26 protein-coding genes are annotated in these 26,229 nt (G+C 46.0%); all 26 read left to right on the top strand.

The window, feature by feature from the left end; translation table 11 throughout:
- The first annotated feature begins 1 nt into the window (after position 1).
- The 26 genes from fliF (at position 2) to flhA (ending at position 26,223) form a co-directional block, all read left to right on the top strand.
- Complete coding sequence (gene fliF / locus TOL_RS12160; RefSeq protein ID WP_015487634.1) at positions 2-1,714, top strand: flagellar basal-body MS-ring/collar protein FliF; 1,713 nt, start codon at positions 2-4, stop codon at positions 1,712-1,714.
- Positions 1,707-2,732 (top strand): flagellar motor switch protein FliG, encoded by a 1,026-nt coding sequence (gene fliG / locus TOL_RS12155; protein ID WP_197537893.1) that lies wholly within the window; start codon positions 1,707-1,709, stop codon positions 2,730-2,732. Before fliF ends, fliG begins: the two co-directional genes overlap by 8 nt.
- A 1-nt stretch (position 2,733) precedes the next feature.
- Positions 2,734-3,810, top strand: a complete 1,077-nt coding sequence (locus TOL_RS12150; protein WP_015487632.1) for a FliH/SctL family protein — start codon at positions 2,734-2,736, stop codon at positions 3,808-3,810.
- Positions 3,797-5,128 (top strand): flagellar protein export ATPase FliI, encoded by a 1,332-nt coding sequence (fliI, locus tag TOL_RS12145; RefSeq protein ID WP_015487631.1) that lies wholly within the window; start codon positions 3,797-3,799, stop codon positions 5,126-5,128. The genes TOL_RS12150 and fliI overlap by 14 nt, the downstream gene beginning before the upstream one ends.
- The gene (gene fliJ / locus TOL_RS12140) at positions 5,125-5,586 is read left to right on the top strand and encodes a flagellar export protein FliJ (RefSeq protein ID WP_015487630.1); all 462 of its coding nucleotides are present in this window, start codon (positions 5,125-5,127) and stop codon (positions 5,584-5,586) included. Before fliI ends, fliJ begins: the two co-directional genes overlap by 4 nt.
- Before the next feature lie 84 nt (positions 5,587-5,670).
- Entirely contained in the window at positions 5,671-5,958 is a 288-nt protein-coding gene (locus tag TOL_RS12135) for an STAS domain-containing protein (RefSeq protein WP_015487629.1), read from the top strand.
- 24 nt (positions 5,959-5,982) lie between these two features.
- Entirely contained in the window at positions 5,983-6,345 is a 363-nt protein-coding gene (locus tag TOL_RS12130) for a response regulator (RefSeq protein WP_015487628.1), read from the top strand.
- Between the two features lie 6 nt (positions 6,346-6,351).
- Positions 6,352-8,436: a chemotaxis protein CheA gene (locus TOL_RS12125; RefSeq protein ID WP_015487627.1), complete on the top strand. Its 2,085-nt coding sequence runs from the start codon at positions 6,352-6,354 to the stop codon at positions 8,434-8,436.
- An 11-nt stretch (positions 8,437-8,447) separates the two neighbouring features.
- Positions 8,448-8,957, top strand: a complete 510-nt coding sequence (locus TOL_RS12120; protein WP_015487626.1) for a chemotaxis protein CheW — start codon at positions 8,448-8,450, stop codon at positions 8,955-8,957.
- 93 nt (positions 8,958-9,050) lie between these two features.
- Positions 9,051-11,432: a methyl-accepting chemotaxis protein gene (locus TOL_RS19435; protein WP_015487625.1), complete on the top strand. Its 2,382-nt coding sequence runs from the start codon at positions 9,051-9,053 to the stop codon at positions 11,430-11,432.
- 6 nt (positions 11,433-11,438) lie between these two features.
- Entirely contained in the window at positions 11,439-12,287 is an 849-nt protein-coding gene (locus TOL_RS12110) for a CheR family methyltransferase (protein ID WP_051052409.1), read from the top strand.
- Positions 12,288-12,295: 8 nt separating this feature from the next.
- Positions 12,296-12,949: a chemoreceptor glutamine deamidase CheD gene (gene cheD, locus TOL_RS12105; RefSeq protein WP_015487623.1), complete on the top strand. Its 654-nt coding sequence runs from the start codon at positions 12,296-12,298 to the stop codon at positions 12,947-12,949.
- 8 nt (positions 12,950-12,957) lie between these two features.
- Positions 12,958-14,010: a protein-glutamate methylesterase/protein-glutamine glutaminase gene (locus TOL_RS12100; RefSeq protein ID WP_015487622.1), complete on the top strand. Its 1,053-nt coding sequence runs from the start codon at positions 12,958-12,960 to the stop codon at positions 14,008-14,010.
- Between the two features lie 62 nt (positions 14,011-14,072).
- The gene (locus TOL_RS12095; protein ID WP_015487621.1) at positions 14,073-14,378 is read left to right on the top strand and encodes an STAS domain-containing protein; all 306 of its coding nucleotides are present in this window, start codon (positions 14,073-14,075) and stop codon (positions 14,376-14,378) included.
- A 12-nt stretch (positions 14,379-14,390) separates the two neighbouring features.
- Entirely contained in the window at positions 14,391-16,106 is a 1,716-nt protein-coding gene (locus TOL_RS12090; RefSeq protein ID WP_015487620.1) for a SpoIIE family protein phosphatase, read from the top strand.
- A 25-nt stretch (positions 16,107-16,131) separates the two neighbouring features.
- The gene (locus TOL_RS12085) at positions 16,132-16,467 is read left to right on the top strand and encodes an Hpt domain-containing protein (protein WP_015487619.1); all 336 of its coding nucleotides are present in this window, start codon (positions 16,132-16,134) and stop codon (positions 16,465-16,467) included.
- 65 nt (positions 16,468-16,532) lie between these two features.
- Entirely contained in the window at positions 16,533-17,876 is a 1,344-nt protein-coding gene (locus tag TOL_RS18435; protein ID WP_051052408.1) for a flagellar hook-length control protein FliK, read from the top strand.
- 251 nt (positions 17,877-18,127) lie between these two features.
- Positions 18,128-18,661: a flagellar basal body-associated FliL family protein gene (locus TOL_RS12075; RefSeq protein WP_015487617.1), complete on the top strand. Its 534-nt coding sequence runs from the start codon at positions 18,128-18,130 to the stop codon at positions 18,659-18,661.
- An 8-nt stretch (positions 18,662-18,669) separates the two neighbouring features.
- Positions 18,670-19,638 carry a flagellar motor switch protein FliM gene (fliM, locus tag TOL_RS12070; RefSeq protein ID WP_015487616.1) on the top strand — a complete coding sequence of 323 codons (969 nt, stop codon included), beginning with the start codon at positions 18,670-18,672 and terminating at the stop codon, positions 19,636-19,638.
- A 12-nt stretch (positions 19,639-19,650) separates the two neighbouring features.
- Positions 19,651-20,193 (top strand): flagellar motor switch protein FliN, encoded by a 543-nt coding sequence (gene fliN, locus TOL_RS12065; protein ID WP_015487615.1) that lies wholly within the window; start codon positions 19,651-19,653, stop codon positions 20,191-20,193.
- Positions 20,168-20,686: a flagellar biosynthetic protein FliO gene (fliO, locus tag TOL_RS18430; RefSeq protein WP_144055369.1), complete on the top strand. Its 519-nt coding sequence runs from the start codon at positions 20,168-20,170 to the stop codon at positions 20,684-20,686. The genes fliN and fliO overlap by 26 nt, the downstream gene beginning before the upstream one ends.
- The gene (fliP, locus tag TOL_RS12055) at positions 20,683-21,495 is read left to right on the top strand and encodes a flagellar type III secretion system pore protein FliP (RefSeq protein WP_015487613.1); all 813 of its coding nucleotides are present in this window, start codon (positions 20,683-20,685) and stop codon (positions 21,493-21,495) included. Before fliO ends, fliP begins: the two co-directional genes overlap by 4 nt.
- Before the next feature lie 8 nt (positions 21,496-21,503).
- Positions 21,504-21,773 (top strand): flagellar biosynthesis protein FliQ, encoded by a 270-nt coding sequence (fliQ, locus tag TOL_RS12050; RefSeq protein WP_015487612.1) that lies wholly within the window; start codon positions 21,504-21,506, stop codon positions 21,771-21,773.
- A gap of 13 nt (positions 21,774-21,786) precedes the next feature.
- Positions 21,787-22,563: a flagellar biosynthetic protein FliR gene (gene fliR / locus TOL_RS12045; protein ID WP_015487611.1), complete on the top strand. Its 777-nt coding sequence runs from the start codon at positions 21,787-21,789 to the stop codon at positions 22,561-22,563.
- 10 nt (positions 22,564-22,573) lie between these two features.
- Positions 22,574-23,719, top strand: coding sequence for a flagellar biosynthesis protein FlhB (gene flhB / locus TOL_RS12040; RefSeq protein WP_015487610.1), 1,146 nt, complete (start codon positions 22,574-22,576; stop codon positions 23,717-23,719).
- Between the two features lie 299 nt (positions 23,720-24,018).
- Positions 24,019-26,223 carry a flagellar biosynthesis protein FlhA gene (gene flhA, locus TOL_RS12035; protein ID WP_015487609.1) on the top strand — a complete coding sequence of 735 codons (2,205 nt, stop codon included), beginning with the start codon at positions 24,019-24,021 and terminating at the stop codon, positions 26,221-26,223.
- Positions 26,224-26,229 lie beyond the last annotated feature (6 nt).

Here is a 26,229-nt window from a genome sequence, read left to right as displayed (position 1 = left end):
TATGGATAATGTACCAGCACAAGCGATGGCAGGTGCCGATAGTGGTAGCGGCACTGAAGCGGCGATGACACCAGCATCGACTGACACTCGCACTGATTCCCATCCGCTTATGGCAGGTTTCGGCAAATTAAATATAGTGCGCCAAGCCGCCGTTATCGGCGGTATTGCATTGGTAATTGCATTGGTGGTTGCTATTTTTATCTGGTCACGCGAACCCACTTACAAACCGCTTATTCACCGTATGCAAGATCACAATGCTCAAGACATTGTCGAGGTATTGCAGCGCGAAGATATTCCTTTTCAAATTGATCCAGTAACGCAGATATTAATGGTGCAAGCCAGTGATCTGCATGAAGCGCGTATGAAGCTGGCGGCAGCGAGCTTAATTGATGACAAAACAGTTGGACTAGAAGTATTAGAAAAAGATAGTACGTTAGGTACGAGTCAGTTTATTGAAAATGCGCGTTATCGTCGCGGTCTTGAGGGTGAGTTGGCGCGTACAATTGCCAGTGTCAAAAGTGTTCGTAATGCTCGTGTGCATTTAGCACTGCCAAAACAATCTGTTTTCGTGCGCGATCAACGTAAACCGAGAGCATCGGTGTTTTTAGAGCTATATCCGGGTAGTGATTTATCGCGCGATCAGGTTGAAGCCATTATGAATTTGGTGGCGTCGTCGGTAAGCGAAATGGATCGCGCTGATGTCTCTATTGTTGATCAAAAGGGTAATTTGCTATCCAAAGTTGCGCCAGAAGATACTGGCGAAATGATGGCAACCCGACAGCTTGAATATTCAGAGAAGGTTGAAGAAACCCTTACTCAGGCGGTTAATAATATTCTTAAGCCTGTGTTAGGTGAGGCTAATTATAAAGCAGAAGTATCTGCCGATATTGATTTTACTATTCAGGAACAAAGCGAAGAGTTATTTAATCCTGATTTAATTGCTTTGCGTAGTGAACAATTGGTTGATGAATCAAATGGTGGAAAGGACGCTGGTGGTATTCCTGGGGCTTTATCGAATCAACCTCCTGCTGCAGCCACGGCGCCAGAGCAAGCGATAGGCACAGGTGCTGGTGGTGCAGGCGCCGCAGGTAAACGTCGCTCTGAGGCTACACGCAATTATGAAGTCGATAGGACGTTGAGCTACAAACAAAGTCAGGTCGGGCGTATTCAACGTTTAACCGTTGCGGTTGTAGTGAATGATCGAGAAATAATGAATGCGGATGGCGACATGGTACTGCAGCCATGGACAGATGCTGATCTGCAGCGTTTAGAAGTATTGGTCAAAGATACGGTTGGTTTTAATGCTGCGCGTGGCGATAGCGTTAACGTGATCAATTCGCCCTTTATGGGCAAAGGTGAAACATTGCTGGGTGATCCAGATTTTTGGACACAGCCTTGGTTCTGGGAAATCATGAAGCAAGTATTAGCGGGTCTTTTCATACTGGTATTAATTTTCGGTGTGATTCGCCCAACGATTAAAAGTATTGCCAGCAGAGGTCGTGATGATGAATCGAGTTTACTGGATGAATTGGAAGATGCCGAAGCCGGATTAGATGATGATCGCGTAACACTGGCAGGTATGGACGAATATTTATTACCAGGCGCATCAGAAAGCTATGAGCGTCAGTTAGATGCACTTAAAGGTCTAATTGCCGAAGATCCTGCGCGTGTTGCTCAAGTGGTTATTGGATGGGTGAACGAAAACAATGGCTGAGAATACGATGCCCGAAAATGCACTAGCGAATTTAAGCCGTGTTGAGCGTGCCGCTATTTTGCTCATGACATTGGGCGAGAAAGACGCTGCTGAAATTTTAAAACACATGGGGCCGAAAGAGGTGCAACGTGTGGGTACGGCGATGGCGACGTTGAAAAATATTAATCAAGGCCAAGTCGAAGGTGTGGTCTCTGAATTTTTAGATGCGGTGAGCGGCCAAACGGGCATGGGGTTGGGCTCAGACGACTATATTCGAAATATGCTGACACAGGCTCTTGGTAACGATAAGGCCGGTGCATTAATTGATCGTATTCTACTCGGTGGTAATACCACCGGACTTGATTCATTAAAATGGATGGAGCCGCGTCAGGTAGCTGATTTAATTCGTCATGAACATCCGCAAATTCAAGCCATTGTTGTGTCGTATTTAGATGCGGATCAATCGGCTGAAATTTTATCGAATTTTGATGAAAAAGTGTGCCTCGATATCATTATGCGGGTAGCGGCATTAGAAGCAGTACAGCCTGCGGCTTTGCAAGAATTAAACGATATTCTAGAACGCCAGTTTTCGGGCAAAGCAGGTGCGCAAACCACAAGCATGGGTGGGGTCAAAGTGGCAGCAAGTATCGTCAACTTTGTGGACAGTACCATTGCTGCGGAATTGCTCGAACAAATCAAAGAGGTGGACGAAGACCTGGGAACACAAATTCAAGATCTTATGTTCGTATTCGACAACTTGGTGGATGTCGACGACCGCGGTATTCAGACCTTGATGCGCGAAGTCTCGACCGATCTTTTGGTTGTGGCGTTGAAAGGTGCCGATCCTCTGGTGCAAGAAAAAATCTTCAAGAATATGTCGAAGCGCGCTGCCGAATTGCTGCGTGATGATTTGGAAGCGAAAGGCCCAGTTAAAGTGAGTGAAGTTGAAGCGTCGCAGAAAGAAATTCTTACTATTGCTCGCCGCTTGGCAGACGCAGGTGAGATTGTCTTGGGCGGCGGTGGCGAGGCCATGATGTAATATGACCGACACTAAGCGCGATGCGCCGATTCCGGCTGATAAAGCAGATCATGCTAAGCCGTGGCGCCTACCTTTTTGGACGGAACCTCCAGCTTATGTTGTTGAGCGCGAAAAAAGCGAAGCGGCAGAAGCTGAAGCAGAAGAGAATCTTAAAGCCGAAGCTGAAGCGGGGGAACGTCATCATTATCCAACGGCTGAAGAAGTCGAACTGATTCGCCGTGAAGCCTATAACGCAGGTCTTGAACAAGGCTTAGTTGAAGGTCGTCAGCAGGGTGTGAATCAAGGGTTAGAAGAAGGTCGTGCCGAGGGCTTAGAAAAAGGCCATGCGGAGGGTTTTGTTACAGGTCAAAAAGATGGTTTGCTGGCGGGCGAAAAAGCCGGTCGTGAAGCAGGCCGAGTTGCGGTTGAAGCGGAAGCTGCGCGCGTTGCTAAATTAGTTGCGACATTACAGGCAGAGGTAGCATTACGCGATCGAGAATTACCCGATGTGCTGGCAGGGCTGATCGCTATGATGACTCAGCATGTGTTGCAGCATGAATTAAGTCTTGGTGCTCAATCGATTCTTACTTATGTGAATACGGCGTTAGCGGCTTTACCGAGTGGTGAAAAAAATGGCCGCGTTGTGGTGTCGACTAAAGATGCTGCTTTGTTAAAAACCGCACTGGATAACATTGGTCGCACATTAGCATTTGACGTTGATTCTAGCTTGGCAGCGGGTGAGTGTCGTGTGGAGTCAGAGCACTCACTGATTGAATACAGTGTGAGTGATCACATGCAGCAGCAGTTAATTGATATCACTACCCGTATGTTGACGCATGCGAGTGACTTCCCTTCATATGACGAAACTAGCGATTCACTCGTGACGGAGCCTGATGACGACATCTTAGCTGCTGATATCTCAGAGGATATTCATTCAGCAGATGTGGATTCAGCAAATGTGGATTCAGCAAATGTCGATTCAGCAAATGTGGATTTATCGGCAATAGATCCTAGCCAAACAGAAGGCACGTCCTCGAACGAACTCGAACCACATAATCCGCTATCACCCTCATCGGAATTTAACGATGAGCCTAAGTGATCGCTGGCGCAATATTCGTCCTGAAGCTCTTTATCATCCGCGCACTGCCGGACGCTTAATTCGCATGGTGGGTTTAACCCTAGAAGCCGTTGGCCTAGATGTTCGTGTGGGTGACCGTTGTCGAGTGGAGCGCCAACAGGGCGGTGACATAGAAGCTGAGGTTGTTGGCTTTGATGATCAGCGCGTATTTCTAATGCCCATTGAGCAGGTCGATGGGCTCCGTCCAGGCAGTAAAGTTTGGCCACTTAACGGCGCTGCTGACGTGCCTGTGGGTTTTTCTTTGTTAGGGCGGGTTCTTGATGGGGCTGGTCGTCCACTGGATAGCAAAGGCCCATTAGTGGATATCGAACATGGGCATTTGCAAGGGCGTCCTATTAATCCTCTGCATCGCGCTCCAATACGTGAGCCTCTTGATGTAGGGATTCGTGCAATTAATTCGTTGTTAACCGTTGGCCGTGGGCAACGTATTGGTTTATTTGCCGGTAGTGGTGTGGGTAAAAGTGTGCTGCTGGGCATGATGACGCGCTTTACTACAGCCGATGTGATTGTCGTCGGTTTGATTGGGGAGCGTGGGCGTGAAGTAAAAGAGTTTATTGATGAAATTCTCGGGCCTGAAGGTCTTACTCGTGCCGTTGTTGTTGCCTCCCCAGCAGATGATTCTCCTTTAATGCGTTTACGTGCAGCGGCTTATTGCACTTCTATCGCGGAGTTTTTTCGTGACCAAGGACAGAACGTCCTGCTTTTAATGGATTCTCTGACGCGCTATGCCCAAGCACAGCGTGAAATTGCTTTAGCGGTTGGTGAACCACCTGCAACGAAAGGTTATCCACCATCGGTATTTAATAAATTGCCAAAATTGGTAGAGCGAACCGGCAATGGCCAAGAAGGTGGTGGTTCTATTACGGCGTTTTATACCGTGTTAAGTGAAGGCGACGATATGCAGGATCCAATTGCTGATGCTAGCCGCGCGATTCTCGATGGTCATATTGTTTTGTCGCGTCGCTTAGCAGAAGAGGGACATTATCCAGCAATTGATGTTGAGGCTTCTGTGAGTCGAGTTATGCCGCAAATCGTGGATGATTCTTGGCTGCAGAAAGCGCAATTGTGTAAACGATTAATGTCACATCATCGGCAAAATCAGGACCTCATTAGTGTCGGTGCTTACCAGCCAGGTTCTGATCAAGTGCTCGATGTAGCTATTGAACGTTTACCGCGTATTAAAGCTATGTTGCGCCAGGGTCTAAAAGAAGGCTCCAGTATTAAAGAAAGCATGGCAGCGCTTAATGAATTGTTCCCTAGTCCGGATAAACGCGGGTGAGCTATCGGCATCCTCGCGCTCGTCGTTTGGCTGTCGTACTCGAACTAGCCGAAAAAGACGAAAAAGAAGCGTTACGTCGTTGGGGCGATAGCCAAAAGAAATTAGTCTTAGAAGAAGAGCGCCAACAGCAGCTAACCGTATATGCGGCTGATTATCAAAAACAGATTGCGACGCCCAGCAGTGGTCACATCAGTGCCGGTATGATTCACAATACACTCGGCTTTATCAGTCAGATTGAAACCGCATTAAACCAACAGCAAGAGCAAATTAAACGTTTACGGGCTCAAACTGAACGCGCCCGTGACGCCTATCTGAAGTCGCATGGCAAAGTACAAGCCATGCAGCAGCTGCTGCAGCGGCTGGAACAGGAGTTCGAGCACGAACAAGATCGTCAACAGCAGCGCGAAGCCGATGAATGGGCCACTCGCAATGCGGCCATACGGCCTAAGTCACGTTAATTCCACACTTTTTCTTGCGTTTATCTAGCACCTTTGACTTTCCGGTCTAGTCTTAGTTTTAGGACTGAATCGAGAGTATCTCTGATGGCAACAACTACCTCCATTGAATGCGGCGAACGCTTAAGTATCGATACCGTTGAAAAACTGTATGCAGCAATGGAAAGGGCATTGCTTGAAGGCTCTGATGTCGAGTTACGAGCCGCAGACATACAGTATTGCGATACTGCAGGTTTACAGCTCGTACTGTCACTACGCCAGACGTTAGCGACAACAGATAATGATATTCACTGGCACGACGCCAATGATGTGTTGTTATCGACGGCTAAACATTTAGGTCTTGTAGCGGCGCTGAATCTTTCTTCAGTTCAGTAATTTCGGTAAATCGGGAGTTTTAATATGGCGAGTATTCTAGCGGTTGATGACTCAGCATCAATGCGTCAGATGGTAGCCTTCACCTTAAAAGGTGCTGGTTATCAGGTAAAAGAAGCTTCAGATGGTGTTGAAGCTTTGGCAATTGCAAAACAAGAAAAATTCGATTTAGTACTGACCGACGTCAATATGCCAAATATGAATGGCATTGAGCTCGTTCAGCAACTACGCCAGCTGGATGATTTTAAGTTCACCCCTATGCTGATGCTAACAACAGAATCAGCGGGCGATATGAAAATGCAGGGTAAGCAAGCGGGAGCTACTGGCTGGATTGTTAAACCGTTTAACCCTGAGCAGCTTCTAAGCACCCTCAAACGCGTTTTGGGGTAAGTTCAAATGAGTGTTGATTTATCGCAATTCCACCAAGTTTTTTTCGAAGAAAGCTTTGAAGGGCTCGATATCATGGAAAGCCAATTGGTGGACATGAGCCCGGAGACGGTGGATGACGAGATCGTCAACACAATCTTTCGTGCGGCTCACTCCATTAAGGGTGGGGCAGGCACATTCGGCTTTATGCCAGTATCTGAATTTACTCATGTTGTTGAAACACTATTAGATGAAATTCGCGCAGGTAAGCGCGCAATGGAATCGGAATACATTGATTTATTTTTACAATCAGTTGATTGCCTACGAGAAATGCTTGGCGCAATGCAAGCGGGTAATGCACCAGAAACTGCGCGCCCTGCTGAAATTAAAGTCGCCTTTGAAGCGATATTAAATGCAGGAGCTCCCAAGGCTAAAAACGAAGAAGTCGCCAGTGACGGAGTTAATGCGGAATCAGAGATGATTGGATGGCGAATCGAGATGCGCCCGCATATCGATATGTTGCGCACTGGAAATGAACCATTTCGTATGTTCCGCGAGCTGCGGGATGTGGTCGGCGAAGAGTATTTGAATGTTGAAGCGCATTTAGAAAACCTTCCAGAATTTACCAGTATTAATCCCGAAGAGTGCTACATCTATTGGACTCTAACGATCAATACACCCGCCAATATTGACTATATTCGCGCGGTATTTGAATGGGTAGAAGACGATTGCGATATTGAATATCACGAGATTCACAATGAAAACGCTGAGTTGTCTAAACCAACGGATATTGCAGTCGAATCCCCCGAAATATCTTCAGATGCTGTCGATTCAGTAGATGCGGCAAGTAGTGAACCTGTAGCGCCTCCTGCGGCTAAATCTGCATCCCCCAAGGCGACACCGAAAAATGCCGAAAGCTCATCTATTCGCGTTTCTATCGATAAAGTCGATAGTCTGATTAATATGGTCGGTGAACTAGTTATTACGCAATCTATGCTGGGCCAACTTGGCCAAGATTTTGATATGAGTCGGCTAGCTAAGTTGCAAGAAGGTCTATCGCAACTTGAACAAAATACCCGTGAATTGCAAGAAAGCGTGATGAAAATACGCATGATGCCGATCAGCTTTGCCTTTAGCCGTTTTCCGCGTCTGGTGCGTGATTTAGGCAATCAGTTAAGTAAGAAAGTTAACCTAGTGACCTTGGGTGAAAACACCGAGTTAGATAAAACAGTGATGGAAAAAATAGGTGATCCACTGGTTCATCTTGTACGTAATTCTTTAGATCACGGTTTGGAAACAACTGAGCAACGCATCGCGAATGGAAAGTCTGAAGAAGGCACCATTACGCTGAATGCCTTTCATCAAGGTGGCAATATTGTTATCGAAGTTGCGGATGATGGTGCAGGCTTAAATGAACAACGCATTCTCGATAAAGCTAAACAAAAAGGTTTAGTACCAGAAAGTCAGGTATTAACACCAGAAGAAATACATCAGCTGATATTCTTACCTGGTTTTTCCACCGCCGATGTCGTGAGCGATATTTCGGGTCGTGGTGTTGGTATGGATGTTGTGCGTCGTAATATTTCCGCATTAAACGGCACCATTGAAGTACGCTCACAGCGTGGTATAGGTTCTACATTTATTATTCGTTTACCTCTTACCTTGGCTATTCTTGATGGCCAGCTAGTTAAGGTTTGCGATGAAACCTACATTTTCCCGTTGGTATCCATTGTCGAGTCTATTCAAGTTAATCGCCGCTCGTTAAGTCATATCACTGGAAGCCAGTATGTCATGCAGTTGCGTGACGAATACATACCAATACTTCGTTTAGATGGCATTTTCGGTTTACGCAATGATGAGCCTGAACCCGAAGAGTTAATGCTGGTGGTAGTAGAAGGTGATAATGAAAAAATCGGTGTTGTTGTTGATGATTTAATGGGCCAGCAGCAGGTAGTTATTAAGAGCCTTGAACAGAACTACGAAAAAGTATTAGGCGTATCCGGCGCTACTATTTTGGGTGACGGTACTGTGGCTCTAATCATCGATATTTCTGGTTTAGGTAAAACACTAGACCAAATGAAAAAACGCAGCCGCAAATCTGAGCGGGCAGCCTGAGGAATAGCATAATGGAAGCAGTTGCAGAAAAAAATCAACGTGATTTAGTTGGTCAGCACGAGCAACAGTATTTAACCTTCATTATGTCAGGGGAAGAATACGGTGTTGATATCTTGGCCGTGCAAGAGATACGCGGCTGGGAGGAGTCGACGACCATCCCGAATGCGCCACCGTATATCCGTGGTGTCATTAACTTACGTGGAACCATTGTCCCGATTATGGATTTGCGCGCGCGGTTTGGGCTTCCCGAAGTCGATTATAGCCCTGTCACTGTAGTGATTATTTTGAAGTTTGAAGGCGCTAACGGTGATCGCGTAATGGGCATAGTGGTCGATGCAGTATCGGATGTTTATACCATCGCTGATTCTGATACGCGCAAGCCGCCGGAGCTAACTGAAGATCAAAACTCGGATTTTATTAAAGGTTTGGTCAATGTGAACGACAAGATGGTTATCTTGCTTGATGTCGATATTCTGTTGAATATCAAAGCGAAAAAATCAATTCAAGATGTTGTTGAGTAGTAAGAACATAACGTAAAAATCCATTGCCGGAATTGCTTACTACTACTTCTAAACAAAGCCGGATTGAACGAAGATAATGAAAGGGCTGTTATTATGAGTTTTTTAAAGAATCTATTTTCCGCTGAGAATAATAACGGAACGCAGGAAGCGATGCGTGAGTTAGAAGCTAAAGTCGACGCCTTGAATAAAAGTCAGGCCATGATTGAATTTGATATGAATGGCAATATTCTAACTGCAAATGATAATTTTCTTAATGTGATGGGATATCGCCTTGATGAAGTTCAAGGTAAGCATCATAGCATTTTTGTTGGCGCTGACTACAAAGCGAGCAATGAGTATCGTCAATTCTGGGATAAGCTGAATCGTGGCGAATTTGATAGTAACGAGTATCTTCGTATCGGCAAAGGCGGAAGCGAAGTCTGGATTCAAGCAAGCTATAATCCCGTTTTTGATTTGACGGGTAAGCCTTATAAAGTTGTTAAGTGTGCAACGGACATTACTAAGCAAAAGAACCAAGCCAGAGAGAATGAAAAAAACGCCAATATTGCTAATGCACTAAAGCTTTGCCAAGCGAATGTGATGTTGGCAGATAACGATTTAAATATTGTTTATATGAATGATCGTGTAAGTGAAGTGCTAAGTGGTCGTGAAAAAGATATTCAAAAAGAATTGCCCAACTTTCATGTGAGCAAACTTATCGGAAGCTCAGTTGATCAGTTTCATAAAAAGCCCAGTCATCAACGTCAAATGATGGGTGAACTAAAAGAATCCTACCAAACAGATTTAAAAGTATCAGGGCTTACATTCTCGCTTACTGCAACGCCATGGATTGGTACTGACGGCACTCGCATTGGTACTGTGGTTGAGTGGGTTGATCTGACCGAAGAACTCGCTCGTCAGCAAGTTGCTAAACGAATGGCAGATGAGAACTCTCGAGTTAAGCAAGCGTTAGATGTGGTAACCACCAATGCCATGATTGCCGATGGCGATCTGAATATCGTGTATATGAACAATGCTGTTAAAGACATGATGAGTAATGCGCAAAGCGATTTGCGTCAGGATATTCCTGGTTTTGATGCCAGTCGCTTAATGGGCGCAAATATTGATACTTTCCATAAAAAGCCTGCTCATCAGCGTGGTATGTTGGCGGCGCTGAAATCGACTTACTCAACGGAAATTAAAGTTGGCGGTCGTACTTTTGGTTTAATTGCAAATCCAATTCTCAATGACGCGAACGAGCGTATTGGTACGATTGTGGAGTGGAAAGATCGGACCGCTGAAGTATCGGCAGAACAAGAAGTGGATAATATTGTTGAAGCTGCAGCAGCAGGTGATTTATCTCGTAGACTTGAAACGGCCGGTAAAGACGGTTTCTTCTTGAATTTAGCGCAGGGCTTAAACCGCTTGCTGGCGATTTCTGAAAACGTGGTTAACGATACGATTCGTGTATTTGATGCGCTCGCCCACGGTAATTTAACGCGTAAAGTAGAATCTGATTATGAAGGTACATTTGGTAAGTTAAAACAAGATGCTAACTCAACGGTAGATCGCTTAACGGAAATCATTACTCGTATCCGCGAAGCCGCTGGCACTGTAGCAACCGGAGCCAGTGAAATAGCTCAAGGTAACGCCGACTTAAGTAAGCGAACCGAATCACAGGCTTCTAGCCTCGAAGAAACCGCATCAAGTATGGAAGAAATGACCAGTGCGGTTAAACAAACCAGCGAGAATTCGGTTCATGCTAATGAGCTGGCGTCTTCTGCGCGTCAAAAGGCACAAGAAGGTGGCCAAGTCGTTAGCAAAGCAGTAACTGCTATGGAAGAAATTAACCACGCCAGCAAAAAGATTGCCGATATTATTGGTGTGATTGATGAAATCGCTTTCCAGACTAATTTACTTGCGTTAAACGCCGCGGTAGAGGCTGCACGAGCGGGTGAGCAAGGTCGTGGTTTCGCGGTTGTCGCAGGTGAAGTTCGTAATCTCGCGCAGCGCTCTGCTGCTGCAGCCAAAGAAATTAAAGATCTCATTCGTGACAGCGTCGATAAAGTAGATGCGGGCACATCATTGGTTAATGAATCCGGTAAGACGCTTGCTGAAATTATTGACTCAGTTGATCGCGTATCTCTGATGATTCAAGAAATTAGTACGGCAGCTACCGAACAATCTTCAGGCATTGATCAGGTAAACAGTGCCATTGCGCAAATGGATGAAATGACTCAGCAAAACGCTGCCTTGGTTGAAGAAGCAACGGCTGCAGGTGAGGCGATGTCAGAGCAAGCGCAGAACATGACGCAAATGATGGGCTTCTTTACTCTGGATGCAGCTAGCGGTATGGGGCAAGTCGGTTCTATGAACTCGATGACATCAATGAATAGCCCAGCCCCCCGAGCTTCCGTTTCAGCGCCTAAGTCGAAAGCGTCAGGACAAGGTGGTTTATCGGTTAAAAGTAACGCTGATGAATGGGAAGAGTTTTAAGTCATTATGGGTACAGCCGAAAACATCGTGAATATAGGGGGTGATCAGGAATTCCTGATGACCCAAAAAGACTTTGACGAAATAGCGGCGCTGGCAATGACCCATACGGGAATTGTCTTAGGTAACCATAAGGTCAATATGGTTTATGCCCGAATTGCACGTCGGTTGCGTGTATTGGGCATGAACACATTCAGAAACTATTTAACCTATCTTAATGCGAATTTTGAGGCTGAATCGACCGAGTTTGTTAATGCTTTGACGACGAACTTGACGTCTTTCTTTCGCGAAAATCATCATTTTGATTTTTTACGCAGTGAAGCCTTTCCTAAGCTAAGACAGCAAGGGAAAAAACGCCTGCGTATCTGGTCTTCCGGGTGTTCGATTGGTCAAGAGGCCTACTCAATTGCAATTACGTTAAAGCAAAGTTCATTTCCTAGCGATTGGGATATTAAGATTCTGGCAACAGATCTCGATTCAAATGTGGTAGAAAAGGGGAATCAAGGTATTTATCCCGCGGATAGTATTTCGTCGTTACCTAAGGATGTTAAGCAAAATTACTTCAAGCACAGCCCAGACGGAAAAACGATCCGAGTTAAGGATGGGTTGCGAGAAATGGTGTATTTTAAGCGCCTAAATTTATTGGAGGATTGGCCGGTAAAAGGGCCGTTTGATATTATCTTTTGCCGCAATGTTGTGATTTATTTTAACAAGGACACTCAACGTACCTTATTCGATCGTTATGCTAATCTCCTGCCGGTTGGTGGTTATTTATTTATCGGCCATTCTGAGTCGTTGAATGGTATTTCCACTCGCTTCGAGTCTATTGGCAATACTATTTACAGAAAAATCCGGTGAGTGGGACTATGGCTATTCAGCTCAAAGCGGAACAACCCAAAGCATTACGAGGGTTTGAACACGTTAATCGTTATTGGGATGAAGTACACCAAACGTGGGCGGCGAAAATATTACCCGGTGAATTTTATGTCTCAACGCATGGCGAGATGATTGTGACGATACTGGGTTCCTGTATATCGGCATGCATACGCGATCGGGTGTTAGGTATCGGTGGCATGAATCATTTCATGTTACCTGTTCAGAATGAAAACTCTAGCGAAAATTGGGGCAGTAACCCAGTAACGCAAGAATCCCGCTATGGCAATTGGGCCATGGAGTTTTTGATCAATGAGATCTTAAAGCGTGGTGGTCGTCGTGAAAATTTAGAAGTGAAGTTGTTTGGTGGTGGCCAAATGATCGCCTCTTTAACCGATATTGGTCAGCGTAATATTTTATTTGTTTATAATTACTTGGCCAAAGAAGGTTTGAAAGTCGCGGCGGCGGACGTTGGCGATGTATATGCTCGAAAGGTTCTCTATTTTCCTGATACTGGCGCAGTGAAGATGCGCAGAATTACACATACTAAGAACGATACTTTGTTGCAGCGTGAAAATGAATACCGGAAATCGGTGGCTAAATCGAATCAGCCTAACTCTGGCGCCGGTAGCATCGATCTATTCTGAGAGGATTTATGAGTAAATCTATTCGCGTATTAATTGTTGATGATTCAGCATTAATCCGGCAAATGTTAAAAGAAATATTCGATGCAACACCTGATATTGAAGTCGTAGGGGTTGCCCATGACCCTTTCATTGCTAGAGATAAGATCAAACAGTTAAATCCCGACGTACTGACACTGGATGTCGAAATGCCCAAAATGGATGGGCTGCAATTTCTTGGTAATATCATGCGTCTGCGCCCTATGCCGGTTGTTATGGTCTCGACCTTGACTGCCGCAGGTGCTCCGGAAACGCTTGCTGCATTAGAGGTCGGCGCAGTCGATTACATCGCTAAGCCTCAGGCGCGTAATGCCGAGGAATTTGCTCAGTTCGCCCAGGTTCTGGTCGAAAAAATTCGTGTTGCCGCCGTCGCAAGAGTGCAACCTAAAGACGTAAGGCGAGAGTTGCCTCCGCGTGTTTTGACATCGATCAGTTCGAACTCGGCCGTGTACAAGCGCATTGTCGCAATAGGCTCGTCGACAGGCGGTACGGAAGCTATTAATACCTTGATTGAAGGTTTGCCTGGTCATTGTCCGGCAATCGTAATAACGCAACACATACCGGCGGTATTCAGTGCTTCTTTGTGCCTTCGACTTAATAATCGCTATCCAATGGAAGTCTTGGAAGCGAGTGAAGGGTTAGAGGTTAAACCGGGTCGCATTATTATTGCTCAAGGCGGCAGACATTTGCGTTTTCGTAAGCAGGGAGAGCGCCTTTTTTGTGTGATGGACGATGGTCCTAACGTCAACTTGCACAAACCTTCCGTGGAAGTCATGTTCGATTCACTACGCGAACTCATTGGTGGACGTAAGTTAGTGGTCGCTATGTTAACCGGGATGGGCGCCGACGGTGCTGCGGCTATGAAGCGTTTGCACGATGACGCAGCTATTACCGTAGCCCAAGATGAAGCCTCATGTGTGGTCTGGGGTATGCCGAAAGTCGCAGTAGAGCTAGGCGCTGTAGATACCATTCTTCCACTGTCAAAAATTGCTGATCACTTGCTAAATAAGGCGGTGAAAGCATGACAAATGGAATCCTTGTGCTAAACCTAAAGTAGCAATGATAAGAAACTTTTGGAGTAAATATAATGACAGTGAGTGCCTCTCTAGCCAGTAATGGCCGTGAGCTTACGATAAAGGTTCATGGGCGTTTCGACTTCAGTGCCCATCAAGAATTTCGTGATGCGTATGAGCACGGTGATTCGAATGTAAATAGCTACATTGTCGATTTGTCGGGTACTTCGTACCTCGATAGTTCAGCTTTAGGCATGTTATTGCTATTACGCGATCACGCTGGTGGCGATCAAGCTGATATTCGCCTAACCAACTGTAATGACGATGTTCGAAAAATTCTGACAATTTCTAACTTCGAGCAATTATTCACCATTCAATAAGAAGTCCTCGACATGGAAGCCATTAAAGTACTGATTGCTGATGATAACGAAATTGACCGCATGGTCTTGTCTCGAGTCATCCGCAACCAAGGAAATACAGTACTTGAGGCTAAAAATGGCACAGAAGCTATTGCCGTATACCTAGAGCATAAGCCAGATATTATTTTAATGGATGTGTTAATGCCGGGTGTAAACGGCAAAGAGGCAACGTTAAAAATAAAGGAAATAGCAGGAGAAGACTTCGTTCCTGTTATTTTCTTAACCTCCCTTACCGACGCCCAAAGCCTAGCAGATTGCTTGGAATGCGGTGGCGATGATTTCCTTAGCAAGCCATACAATCACATAATACTTCAAGCCAAAATTAATTCCTTTTATCGCATGTGTGATATGCACCGAACTGTGCGTAATCAGCGTGACACTATTGCTAAAAGTAACGAGCATATGCTGCAAGAGCAGCATGTGGCAAAAGCCGTGTTTGACAATGTTGCGCATGCTGGTTGTCTTAGCGCCCCTAATATTCGTTATATGTTATCGCCTTTAGCAGTATTCAACGGTGATGTTGTTCTTGCTGCTCGTAAGCCTGATGGCGGCATGCATGTACTGCTCGGAGACTTTACTGGCCATGGTCTGCCAGCGGCCATTGGCGCTATGCCATTAGCCGAAATATTTTATGGTATGACGGCAAAAGGCTTTGGTTTGGCCGACGTCATGCGTGAAATGAATTTGAAGTTAAAAGGTATTTTACCCATTGGTTTTTTTTGTTGTGCTGCTGGTGTTGATTTAGCCGTCGATCGACAGTCTGTGAGCGTTTGGATGGGTGGTGTTCCCGATTGCTACTTATTGCGCGCGGACGGTAAAACCGTCGAAACATTTTCATCGACTCATTTACCGCTAGGTGTGCTCAGCAATGAGAAATTTAGTGACAGTATGACGCGATTACCTATGAGTGATGGTGATCGGTTATTTCTCTGGTCTGACGGCATCATTGAAGCCCGCAATCCTGCGGGGGAATTATTTGGTCAAGAAGCGTTACGCGCTATATTCGACGATATAGATCAACCACAGAATGTATTTGATGCAATCCTTTCTCGGGTTACTGCTTATATCGGTGAGGCTGAAAAGGATGACGATACCACCTTGCTAGAATTACGTATGGTGGACTACGCCTTACCGGAAGAAGTGGAAGTTGCTCAAAGTGCCGGACCTATTGCGGGACCAATTGATTGGCAGATGATTTATGAATTAGGTCCACAAAGTCTACGTCACTTTAATCCTGTGCCTTTAATGAATCATGTAATGATGGAGGTGCCGGGCTTACGCGCTATGGGCGGACAATTATATACCGTCATGGCAGAGTTGTTTTCCAACGCTTTTGAGCACGGTGTGCTTGGTTTAAGTTCAAACTTGAAAGGTTCTGCTGACGGTTTTATGGAGTACTACCGATTGCGTGAACAACGTTTGAATGAGCTAGATGAAGGATATATTCGTATTGAAATGAACCACAAAGGGAACGGTCGTACTGGGACATTAACTTTACGTCTGATGGATAGTGGTGTTGGATTCGATTATAGCGCCATTAATTCAGAGCTATCCGATAGCCAATCAGGCACCTACAGCGGGCGTGGTATTCCTTTGTTAGGAAAAATTTGCGAGTCGCTGCAATTTCAGGGTTCAGGTAACATAGTGGAAGCAGTTATTCAGTGGCCACAAAATCAGTCTGGTTCCTAGTGCCGCAATTAAAGGAGAATACAGTATGGATGCCCTAGATATTGAAGCGATTACTACTCTGCGTGAAATCATGGATGATGAATTCGATGATTTAATTGATATTTATATCCGTGATGCCGACGAGCGAGTCTTGGCCATACGGGCACTCTATGAGAGCCATGATGCGGCAACACTGCGTATGACGACTCATAGCTTTAAAGGTGCTAGCAGCAATGTGTGTGCGCTTGGTTTAGCGAAAATAGCACAGAGCATTGAAAATGCCGCCCACAGTGGTCAGTTGGACGGCTTGGACGCGTCTATTGAGTTACTCGAAACCACTTACCAAGAAGTCCGTCACGACCTTCTCGCCTTACATTCTTAACTTCTATCTAATATTGGCCCGTCCTTTGCGTTAGTAGGAATATCCTCGACACACTGGAGACCGGGATGAATTCAACTGCACCTTCAAATCCATTAGCTAGTTTGCTGATGTCATTAGGTGGTGGCCTTCAGCCTCAAGGGCTGCAAGGCGCATCATTACTGACTGACGGCGAAGGTGACTTTGCCTCGTTGATGTCGCAGCTCAGCGGCACTGACTTAACTAATGGGTTATTAACTGATGGTACAAGTACGCTATTTAGCGGCAATAGCCTATTGCCAACGGCATTAACCGACGGCCAAAATTTGCCGTTAACCATTAATGCTGAAATGAATCTTGATGCGGATGGTTTGCCTTTAGCGTTAACAGATGATGCTGAGTTACTCATGATGCAAATCGAGACTCCGCCGGCTATTCGCTACTTACCCACTTCTTTGCGTGGTGAAGTCATTTCCGACGACGAATTACCAGATGATTCCTCGGACGCCGGGCTAGCGGATGAAGAGCTATTGGATGATCGAGTTGGGGCTGCATTGTTTTACGCGGGACCGCCATTACCAACGACTCCTGTTGATCAAACTCCTACCGACGTGGCAGCCGACCCTCTAGCGGCTATGCGTCAAGCTGCCTTAAAAGAGCGGTTACAAGGAAATGCGCAGGGGGTAGCGACAGATAACACAGATGTTGATGGCAGTACTGAGGCTGTTAATGATGACGGCTATGCGCCCCCCACCTCATTGGAAGAAGATAGACGGTTACGCGAGCACTTAGGTAATGGTATATCGCCAATGTCATCGCTGGCATCACAAGCTCCAGCGGCCGTTACTACTCCACAGAGTGCTCTTGCAGCGGCGATCAATGATGCCCAGTTACCGGCTGCAGCCGTAGACGCCGAGGCAGCATCAGATGCTACCTCTGATGTTGAGTTATCTGCCGACGTGGAGTTGAAATCCATGAATGAGCGATTGCAAACACAACTGCGAGAACGCTTGGAGTTTGGCCAAGATCGTCGCGAATGGGGTGGTGCGCTAGGCGCTCGTATAGCAACCATGGTGGCCGAGAATATTCAGCATGCTCGAATTCAATTAGATCCGCCGGAACTGGGTAGTTTAGAAATTAAATTACAAGTAATGCATGATCAGGCAACGGTGCAGGTGCATGCGCAGAACCATCAAGTGAGAGAAGTCTTGGAAGCAAACTCTCATCGTTTACGCGATGCCTTGCAAGGGCAAGGTCTAACGCTTGCTCAGTTTGATGTCAGTGAACAAGCATCGGGTGGAAATACGGGTGGCCAGTCTGATGGTAGCGGTCCATCCGGAGGGGAAGGCGAATGGCTCGCGACGGATGACGCTGAAGAACTGAATCGCCCAGTTGTTAAAGAAACTAATAATCTATTAGACACATTTGCGTAACCCGATTAACCACTTAGGGCGGGACGCCCGCACTTAGTCTTATGACGTCTGCCCGAGCCCAAGGATGATTGCTCGGGTTCTTTTAGGCTGGGATTTTGTATTTCCCAATCAAGCCGATTGTCTCCATTCCCAGCAGTTAACCCAGAACCTTCTAAACTAACAGTAGCGTGCAATAGCTTGTGACGTATTTTTGACGAAAATACATGGCACAACCTTTGCTATTTTGACTATAGGACAGGAGATTAGGTGATATGGCAGCGGAACAAGATTTAAAACTCGAAGGTGGCGCAGCGCCAGAAGAGCCACCAAAAAGCGGTAAGAAAAAGCTGATTCTTATCATCGTGCTCGTACTGATTATTTTAGGTGCTGGTGGCGGAGCAGCAGCCTTCTTCCTTCTAGGTGGCGAGGATGAGGCCGCGGCAGAGGGCGAGTTAGCCACTGAGGTTGTTGAGGAAGCGCCTGCGGAACCTGCCCAGTATGTGATTTTAAAGCCAGAGTTTGTCATTAGCTTTCAAGTGGGTACTCGCCAGCGGTTTTTGCAGGTGAGCATCGAAATTATGACGCGTCATCAATCCGTCGCGGATGCTTTGGCGTTGCACGAACCTATGATTCGCAACGAAGTGATACGAATTATAAGTGCTCAACCGTTTGAAGAACTGCGTACAGCTCTTGGACGTTTAGCGTTGCAACAAACGTTAAAAACTGAACTCGCACAGATTATGTCGCGCGAAGCAGGGTCCGATGATGTGGAAGCCGTATTGTTTACTAATTTTGTGATGCAGTAGGAAGAGTCGTGCAAGATTTACTGTCGCAAGACGAAATTGATGCGTTATTGCATGGTGTTGACGATGGCGATATTGGGCCGGAAGAAGACATCGATGCGGCTGGAGTTAGATCGTACGATCTGACCAGTAACGACCGTATTGTTCGCGGTCGTATGCCAACGCTTGAAATGATTAATGAGCGTTTTGCGCGGTATACCCGCATTAGCATGTTTAACTTTTTACGTCGCAGTGCCGATGTTGCATCTGGTGGCGTACAAATTATGAAATTTGGTGAGTACGTTCATACGCTCTACGTACCCACCAGTTTAAACCTAGTAAAAATGCGTCCACTACGCGGCACCGCATTATTTATTATGGATGCCAAATTAGTTTTTAAATTAGTTGATAACTTTTTTGGCGGTGATGGACGTCACGCCAAAATTGAAGGACGCGAATTTACCCCAACAGAAGTACGCGTTGTACAGCTAGTTTTAAGCCAAATATTTAATGACATGATGGAAGCCTGGGCACCCATTATGAAATTAGAATTTGAATATGTTGGGTCTGAAGTTAACCCTGCGATGGCGAATATTGTAAGCCCGAGCGAAGTGGTGGTGGTTAGCACCTTTCATATCGAATTAGATGGCGGTGGCGGCGATCTACATTTAACCATTCCGTACTCAATGATAGAGCCAATACGGGAAGTACTCGATGCAGGTGTACAAAGTGATATCGACGATGTTGATGAGCGCTGGCTGCATTCATTACGTGAAGATATTTTAGAGGCTCGTGTACCTATTCACGGTACGTTAGTTGAGCGTGAAATTAGTCTACGTGAGGTTGCGAAATTAAAGGCCGGGGATGTTATCCCGATTGAAATGCCCGAGAATTTTATTTTGCAAGCGAATGGTGTTCCTGTATTCCGCGGAAAAATGGGTATATCGAATGAGAATCTGGCGGTGAAAATCATTGACCAGTTAAAGCCAAGAAAACGCTGATAGGAGATCCCGATGAGCGACGATAAAGATCAAGATAAAGCCCCAGAAGAAGCCGAAGAGCTCGATCCCCAAGCGTTGGCTGACTCAGTAGCCGACGGTGTTAGTGAGGCCGAAGGCGACGATCAAGCGTTGGCAGACGAATGGGCTGCTGCAATGGAAGAATCTGGTGATGACGTAAGTAGTGATGATCCAGATGAAATTATGGCGGCGGCAACGACGCCCCAAAAGAATGTCCGCCAAGTGGAGCTCGATGAATTGGAAGATGAAAGCGTGCCGAGAGCTCAGCCAGAAGGCGGCCCAGAGTTGGACGTTATTCTTGATATTCCGGTGCGTATTTCTATGGAAGTAGGTTCGACGCAAATACCCATTCGCAATTTATTGCAATTAAACCAAGGCTCGGTGGTAGAACTCGATCGTTTGGCTGGCGAACCCTTAGATGTACTCGTCAACGGTACTCTGATTGCGCACGGTGAAGTTGTGATGGTTAACGATAAATTTGGTATCCGCCTAACGGATGTGGTGAGTCAGAGTGAACGTATTCAGCGCTTGCGCTAAAACCCTATTAATAGCCTTCTTTATGCTTTTAACGTTTTCGCTAAATGCAGAGGAAAGTACGGCTATTGTTGATGAAAATAGTGCTGAACTGGCTTCTACCGTTGGTAATAATGAACAATTGACGACTCAAAAACCGGCTGAAACAGTCAAAATTCAGCCAATGCTCGCGGTTAATCCGATGGCTAGCGCAGGAAAGGTAGCGCTATTTTTGGTGGTGATTGTTGGCTTGATTCTTCTTCTTGCATGGTTGGTTAATAAAACTAAAGCAGGTCAGTTGTCTCAGAGTAACGCACAAATTCGCTTACTTGCCACACTTCCTCTGGGTTTAAAAGAGAAGATCGCAGTCATTGAGGTTGGAGATCAACAAATTGTAGTGGGCATTACACCGCAGCAAATTACCACTCTGGCGACATTAACTGAAAAGCTCGATACAACAACGACTAACAGTAGCAAGAATTTTGCGGATGTTTTGAAAATGGCCATACGTAAATGACGATAAAAAAAGCACTAGGTTGGTTTCTACCGATATTTTTACTGGTTATGCCAACCTTAGGTTGGGCAGCGGATGCCGCTAGTATGATTGGTGCTACTGGAAGTGGCTCGGCGAGTGGAACGGGGGGCATGCTAGGTATCCCAGCGGTTGTTTATAAAACTACCGATACTGGCGGGGAATACACGGTTACCATTCAAATTTTAGCCATCATGACCTTGCTGTCGGTGTTGCCATCGCTACTAATTATGATGACATCATTTACCCGTATTATCGTCGTGATGGCGATATTACGTCAGGCTATGGGGTTGCAGCAAACGCCGTCGAATCAAGTCTTACTGGGTTTATCCTTATTTTTGACATTATTTATTATGATGCCTGTGTTTCGCGTGATCAACGTTGAAGCCGTACAGCCATATATTGCTGAAGAAATAACACCGCAAGTAGCATTAGAACGCGCCATCGTTCCTGTGCACGAATTCATGCTGGCTCAGACCCGCGAAACCGATTTGCAGCTGTTTATGCGTATTAGTGGTCGTCAAGATATTGCTACTCCCGAAGAAACACCGATTCATATCTTGATTCCGGCCTTTATTACCAGTGAACTGAAAACCGCCTTTCAAATTGGTTTTCTAATTTTTATTCCATTTTTGATCATCGACTTAGTCGTCGCCAGTATTTTGATGGCCATGGGTATGATGATGTTGTCTCCCATTATTATTTCGCTACCGTTTAAGATAATGCTGTTCGTTTTAATTGATGGTTGGGCCCTTATTATGGGAACACTCGCGAATAGTTTTGGTACGGTATAGGGGGGACTATGACCGAAGCATTGATTGGCGACATCTTCACCAATGCACTTTATTTAGTATTGGCAATTGTTATGGTCGTCATTATTCCTAGTTTGGTCGTTGGTTTGGTGGTAAGTACTTTTCAGGCCGCTACGCAGATTAACGAACAAACCTTGAGTTTTTTACCGCGTTTGATAGTTACCTTATTAGCGATTATTGCGTTTGGTCCATGGGCCGTGAATGCCGTATTAGATTACACCCGAGATATTTATCTTAATATTCCATTCTTGATCGGCTAATGGTACATATTCTATGTTTGAAATAGCCGCTCTAGATGTTAGCCATTGGGTGGCGCGCTATATTTTTCCCTTCGCTCGTATTGCTGGGTTATTGATGGTAATGCCTTTGATCGGTACGCGCATGGTGCCACAGCGTATACGTTTATTATTGGCGATTACCATTACTTTTGTTGTCGTGCCTGTACTACCGCCTTTTATCAAAGTCGACGCTCTTTCTCTTGCGTCTATCATCATTATTGCTCAGCAAATATTGATCGGAATTGCGCTAGGTTTTGCAGTGGAATTGCTGACCCAAGTGTTTGTTATTGCAGGGCAATTAATCGCAATGCAAACCGGCTTAGGTATTGCGACGACTGTCGATCCTAGCCAAGGGGCGTCGGTTGTTGTTGTTTCGCAATGGTTTTTGTTCATGGTGAGTTTAGTCTTTCTAGCACTTAATGGGCATTTAGTACTGATTGAAATACTGATTGATAGTTTTCGTACCATACCCATAGGCTTTGATGGATTTTCGGTAGAGCAGTGGGGGTTATTGATAACTTGGAGTGGCTGGATGTTTGCGGCTGCAACCGTTATCGCTTTGCCAGCAATCGCTGCTCTACTGATCGTTAACTTGGCGTTTGGTGTTATGACGCGTGCTGCGCCGCAGCTGAATATTTTTGCACTAGGTTTTCCGGTTACTATGATTGTGGGTATTTTTATTATCTGGATCAACATCGGTGAAATGGCTGTTGGCTTCCATTTATATATGGATACCTTGTTCGAATTTATTAAAAAACTGACGGTAATGTAGCGGAGCTATTATGGCAGAAGATACTAGTCAGGAAAAAACCGAGGAACCCACCTCCAGAAAACTCGAGAAATCGAGAGAAGAAGGTCAGGTTCCGCGATCAAAAGAATTGAGTACAACCATGGTATTGGTTGCGGGTGCCGCCGGGCTGCTTGCCCTTGGACCGTGGATATCCGAACGTGCAATCCGCATTGCGAAAATGGGATTTTCGTTCGAGCGTGAAGCCATTTACGACTTAGGCAGTATGTCCGCTCATCTTAATGCAGCAACACTAGAAGCAGCCGGAGCATTAGCACCTTGGCTGTTGATCGTTGTTGTTGCGGCTTTTGCTGGTCCTCTTAGTGTTGGTGGTTGGTTATTTTCAACCAAAGCGCTGGCTCCGAAAATGAATAGACTGAATCCCTTTAGTGGATTAAAGCGTATGTTTTCGGCGAACTCTTTGGTCGAATTGATTAAAGCATGGGCTAAAGTAGGCGTTGTTGGCACCGTTGCTTGGTTGGTTTTTACTTTTTATTTTGATGCGGCGATGAGCTTGCAGCACCAAGCGCTACGTCCAGCGATTGGCGGTACGCTCGAAATTATTTTATGGAGCGTTTTATATCTTTGTTTATCAACCTTAATTATTGCAGTTGCAGATGTACCTTGGCAGATATACAGCCACACCAAAAAATTGCGTATGACCATGCAAGAAATTAAAGACGAGTACAAAGAGTCTGAAGGTAAGCCAGAAGTTAAGAGCAAAATACGGCAATTACAACGTGAAATGGCCAACCGCCGTATGATGGCCGATGTGCCCGAGGCCGATGTTGTTATTACCAACCCGACACATTTTGCTGTGGCCTTAAAATATCAAGCTGACAGCATGGGAGCACCTTTGCTTGTGGCGAAAGGGAGTGATGAAGTGGCTATGCGTATTCGTGAGGTAGCCAAAGAAAATAACATCCCGCAAATGCAAGCACCGCCGTTGGCGCGTGCCTTGTACACTCACGGTAAGATTGGTGAAGAAATTCCAGAGGGTTTATATGTCGCTGTGGCACAAGTACTAGCGTACATCTATCAAATGGATATGTTTATTAAAGGCAAAGGACAAAAACCGAAGAAGAAACCAGATATGCCAATACCGCGGGATTTGCGAGTTGACCCCGAGCCGAAGGCGTAGCTTATGTGGCGTCCTGTGGGATATTTCGAATGGCGTTGTAGGAGGGAGTCAACGAACGTTTTTTGTTCGTACTCCCGATTGTTGTTTGGCGGCATATTCGGCACTGCTCGCTGGCGCTCCCTGAGTACCTCCTACAGCGTCACCTTCTTATACAAATCCAGAGAAACACATATCTTTTGTCTTTATCCTGCGTCACCGCATAAACCAACACCAAAAACAAAATATTTCCGCCGAAAACCAAAACAGGAAGGCTTCTTGCAATAGCTCTAAGCAGTGATAGTTTTTTGACGGATTTCAGAATGGCAACAGCCTCTAGAGCAGCCGTATTAGGGCAGTTTAAAAGTGTCGGTTCGATCTTAGCCAACGGTAATTTGGGCATCCCTACTATGGTGCTCATCTTGCTCGGTATGATGACGTTGCCGTTGCCGCCGTTTTTGTTGGATACCTTTTTTACCTTTAACATCGCCCTTTCTATCGTGGTGTTGTTAGTGAGTGTGTATGCGCAGCGTCCGCTCGATTTCGCCATTTTCCCGACGATTTTACTTATTGCGACATTACTCCGTCTTGCGTTGAACGTAGCGTCTACTCGTGTGGTGTTGTTGTACGGTCATGAAGGTGGGGATTCTGCCGGTAAAGTGATCGAGGCGTTTGGTGAGGTACTCATCGGTGGTAACTATGCGGTCGGTTTGGTGGTGTTTGCGATTTTAATGATCATTAACTTCGTGGTGGTAACCAAAGGTGCTGGTCGTGTTTCGGAAGTAACAGCGCGTTTTACCTTGGATGCAATGCCGGGTAAGCAAATGGCGATTGATGCGGATTTAAACGCAGGTCTTATTGATGCTGATCAAGCCAAGACTCGTCGTGCGGATGTGGCGGCGGAAGCCGATTTTTATGGTGCCATGGACGGTGCTAGTAAGTTCGTAAAAGGTGATGCTGTCGCCGGTATTTTGATTTTGATTATTAACGTTGTTGGTGGCTTCGCAATCGGTATGGCGCAGCATGATCTTACGTTTAATGATGCTGTTGCGGCCTATACCTTGTTAGCGATCGGTGATGGCTTGGTTGCACAAATTCCGTCGCTTTTACTATCGGTTGCTACTGCGATCATGGTGACCCGTAACGGCGGTGACGAAGACATGGGCCAGCAGGTATTTGGCCAAATGTTTGCCTCTTCACGTGCTTTGGGTGTGTCGGCAGGCGTGGTTCTACTGATGGGCTTAGTTCCGGGTATGCCGCACACCGTATTTCTGAGCGCTGCGGCTATTTCTGCAGCAATCGCGTACTACATTTATTGGAAAAAAGAAGGCGGTAAGCTCGGTGATGAAATCGCAAAACGTATTCGTGGTAAGACGGCAACGGCGGAAGCTGAAATTGCGGCAAATACCAAAAATGCGTTGGCAGCACCGAAAGAAAAAGCAGAGGCGGCGATCAAGCAGTTAGAAGTGAAAGAGCTGGGTTGGGACGATGTGGAACCTGTGGATCGCGTTGGCCTCGAGGTTGGTTATCGTTTAATTCCTCTGGTCGATAAAAATCAAGGCGGCCAACTGCTGAATCGTATTAAAGGTGTTCGCCGTAAGCTGTCGCAAGAAATGGGTTTCTTAATGCCTTCAGTGCATATTCGCGACAATCTTGATTTAACCCCTAACCAATATCGCATCACTTTAATGGGGGTGACATTAGCGGAAGCTGAAATTCATCCAGAGCGCGAACTCGCGATCAACCCTGGACAGGTGTTCGGCAAAATTGATGGTATTCCAACGGTTGATCCAGCCTTTGGTTTGGATGCCTTTTGGATTGATCCAAGTCTAAAAGATCGGGCGCAAACGCTCGGCTATACCGTGGTCGATGCTAGTACGGTGGTGGCGACGCATTTAAATCAAAAACTCAGTAATCACTCGCACGAACTACTGGGTCATGAGGATGTGCAGCACTTGGTCGATATGTTGGCGAAGCAGTCGCCAAAATTGGCGGAAGAGTTGGTGCCGGGTACGGTCAGTATCAGCCAGTTGCTAGCTGTGCTGCAAAACTTGCTGCGTGAGCAAGTGCCTATTCGTGATTTACGCTCTATCGCCGAGTCCTTGGCGAATTATCAAGGACAGAGTCAAGATACCGCCGCTATGACCACGGCTGCGCGCCTATCGTTAGCGCGCTTAATCACCCAGAACATCTTTGGCCATGCGGATGAACTGCCGGTAATGACGTTAGATCCAAGTCTGGAACAGTTGTTGCTTAAGACCTTACAACAGAGTGCTCAACAGGGCAGTCAGTATGGTTTGGTTCTTGAACCTACCATGGCAGATACGTTGCAAAGATCATTGGCCGAAGCTGTACAAGGGCAAGAAGCGGCAGGACGCGCCGCGGTGTTGTTGGTAACAACACAACTTCGCTCAAGCATGGCTCAGTTCGTTCGCAACAGTATCCCGCAGCTGCATGTTCTGGCTTATCAGGAAATACCAGATAACAAGAGTATTACCATTGTCGCCTCGGTTGGCGGTAAATCGTAGTGAGTA

The organism is Thalassolituus oleivorans MIL-1, from assembly GCF_000355675.1.
Classification (GTDB): domain Bacteria; phylum Pseudomonadota; class Gammaproteobacteria; order Pseudomonadales; family Oceanobacteraceae; genus Thalassolituus; species Thalassolituus oleivorans.
This window is presented reverse-complemented; position numbering and strand designations above follow the sequence as displayed.

Excerpts from the sequence above, each read along its gene's own strand:
- fliF (WP_015487634.1), top strand. The coding sequence starts at position 2 with ATGGATAATGTACCAGCACAAGCGATGGCAGGTGCCGATAGTGGTAGC.
- fliG (WP_197537893.1), top strand. The coding sequence starts at position 1,707 with ATGGCTGAGAATACGATGCCCGAAAATGCACTAGCGAATTTAAGCCGT.
- TOL_RS12150 (WP_015487632.1), top strand. The coding sequence starts at position 2,734 with ATGACCGACACTAAGCGCGATGCGCCGATTCCGGCTGATAAAGCAGAT.
- fliI (WP_015487631.1), top strand. The coding sequence starts at position 3,797 with ATGAGCCTAAGTGATCGCTGGCGCAATATTCGTCCTGAAGCTCTTTAT.
- TOL_RS12135 (WP_015487629.1), top strand. The coding sequence starts at position 5,671 with ATGGCAACAACTACCTCCATTGAATGCGGCGAACGCTTAAGTATCGAT.
- TOL_RS12130 (WP_015487628.1), top strand. The coding sequence starts at position 5,983 with ATGGCGAGTATTCTAGCGGTTGATGACTCAGCATCAATGCGTCAGATG.
- TOL_RS12125 (WP_015487627.1), top strand. The coding sequence starts at position 6,352 with ATGAGTGTTGATTTATCGCAATTCCACCAAGTTTTTTTCGAAGAAAGC.
- TOL_RS12120 (WP_015487626.1), top strand. The coding sequence starts at position 8,448 with ATGGAAGCAGTTGCAGAAAAAAATCAACGTGATTTAGTTGGTCAGCAC.
- TOL_RS19435 (WP_015487625.1), top strand. The coding sequence starts at position 9,051 with ATGAGTTTTTTAAAGAATCTATTTTCCGCTGAGAATAATAACGGAACG.
- TOL_RS12110 (WP_051052409.1), top strand. The coding sequence starts at position 11,439 with ATGGGTACAGCCGAAAACATCGTGAATATAGGGGGTGATCAGGAATTC.
- cheD (WP_015487623.1), top strand. The coding sequence starts at position 12,296 with ATGGCTATTCAGCTCAAAGCGGAACAACCCAAAGCATTACGAGGGTTT.
- TOL_RS12100 (WP_015487622.1), top strand. The coding sequence starts at position 12,958 with ATGAGTAAATCTATTCGCGTATTAATTGTTGATGATTCAGCATTAATC.
- TOL_RS12095 (WP_015487621.1), top strand. The coding sequence starts at position 14,073 with ATGACAGTGAGTGCCTCTCTAGCCAGTAATGGCCGTGAGCTTACGATA.
- TOL_RS12090 (WP_015487620.1), top strand. The coding sequence starts at position 14,391 with ATGGAAGCCATTAAAGTACTGATTGCTGATGATAACGAAATTGACCGC.
- TOL_RS12085 (WP_015487619.1), top strand. The coding sequence starts at position 16,132 with ATGGATGCCCTAGATATTGAAGCGATTACTACTCTGCGTGAAATCATG.
- TOL_RS18435 (WP_051052408.1), top strand. The coding sequence starts at position 16,533 with ATGAATTCAACTGCACCTTCAAATCCATTAGCTAGTTTGCTGATGTCA.
- TOL_RS12075 (WP_015487617.1), top strand. The coding sequence starts at position 18,128 with ATGGCAGCGGAACAAGATTTAAAACTCGAAGGTGGCGCAGCGCCAGAA.
- fliN (WP_015487615.1), top strand. The coding sequence starts at position 19,651 with ATGAGCGACGATAAAGATCAAGATAAAGCCCCAGAAGAAGCCGAAGAG.
- fliP (WP_015487613.1), top strand. The coding sequence starts at position 20,683 with ATGACGATAAAAAAAGCACTAGGTTGGTTTCTACCGATATTTTTACTG.
- fliQ (WP_015487612.1), top strand. The coding sequence starts at position 21,504 with ATGACCGAAGCATTGATTGGCGACATCTTCACCAATGCACTTTATTTA.
- fliR (WP_015487611.1), top strand. The coding sequence starts at position 21,787 with ATGTTTGAAATAGCCGCTCTAGATGTTAGCCATTGGGTGGCGCGCTAT.
- flhB (WP_015487610.1), top strand. The coding sequence starts at position 22,574 with ATGGCAGAAGATACTAGTCAGGAAAAAACCGAGGAACCCACCTCCAGA.
- flhA (WP_015487609.1), top strand. The coding sequence starts at position 24,019 with ATGGCAACAGCCTCTAGAGCAGCCGTATTAGGGCAGTTTAAAAGTGTC.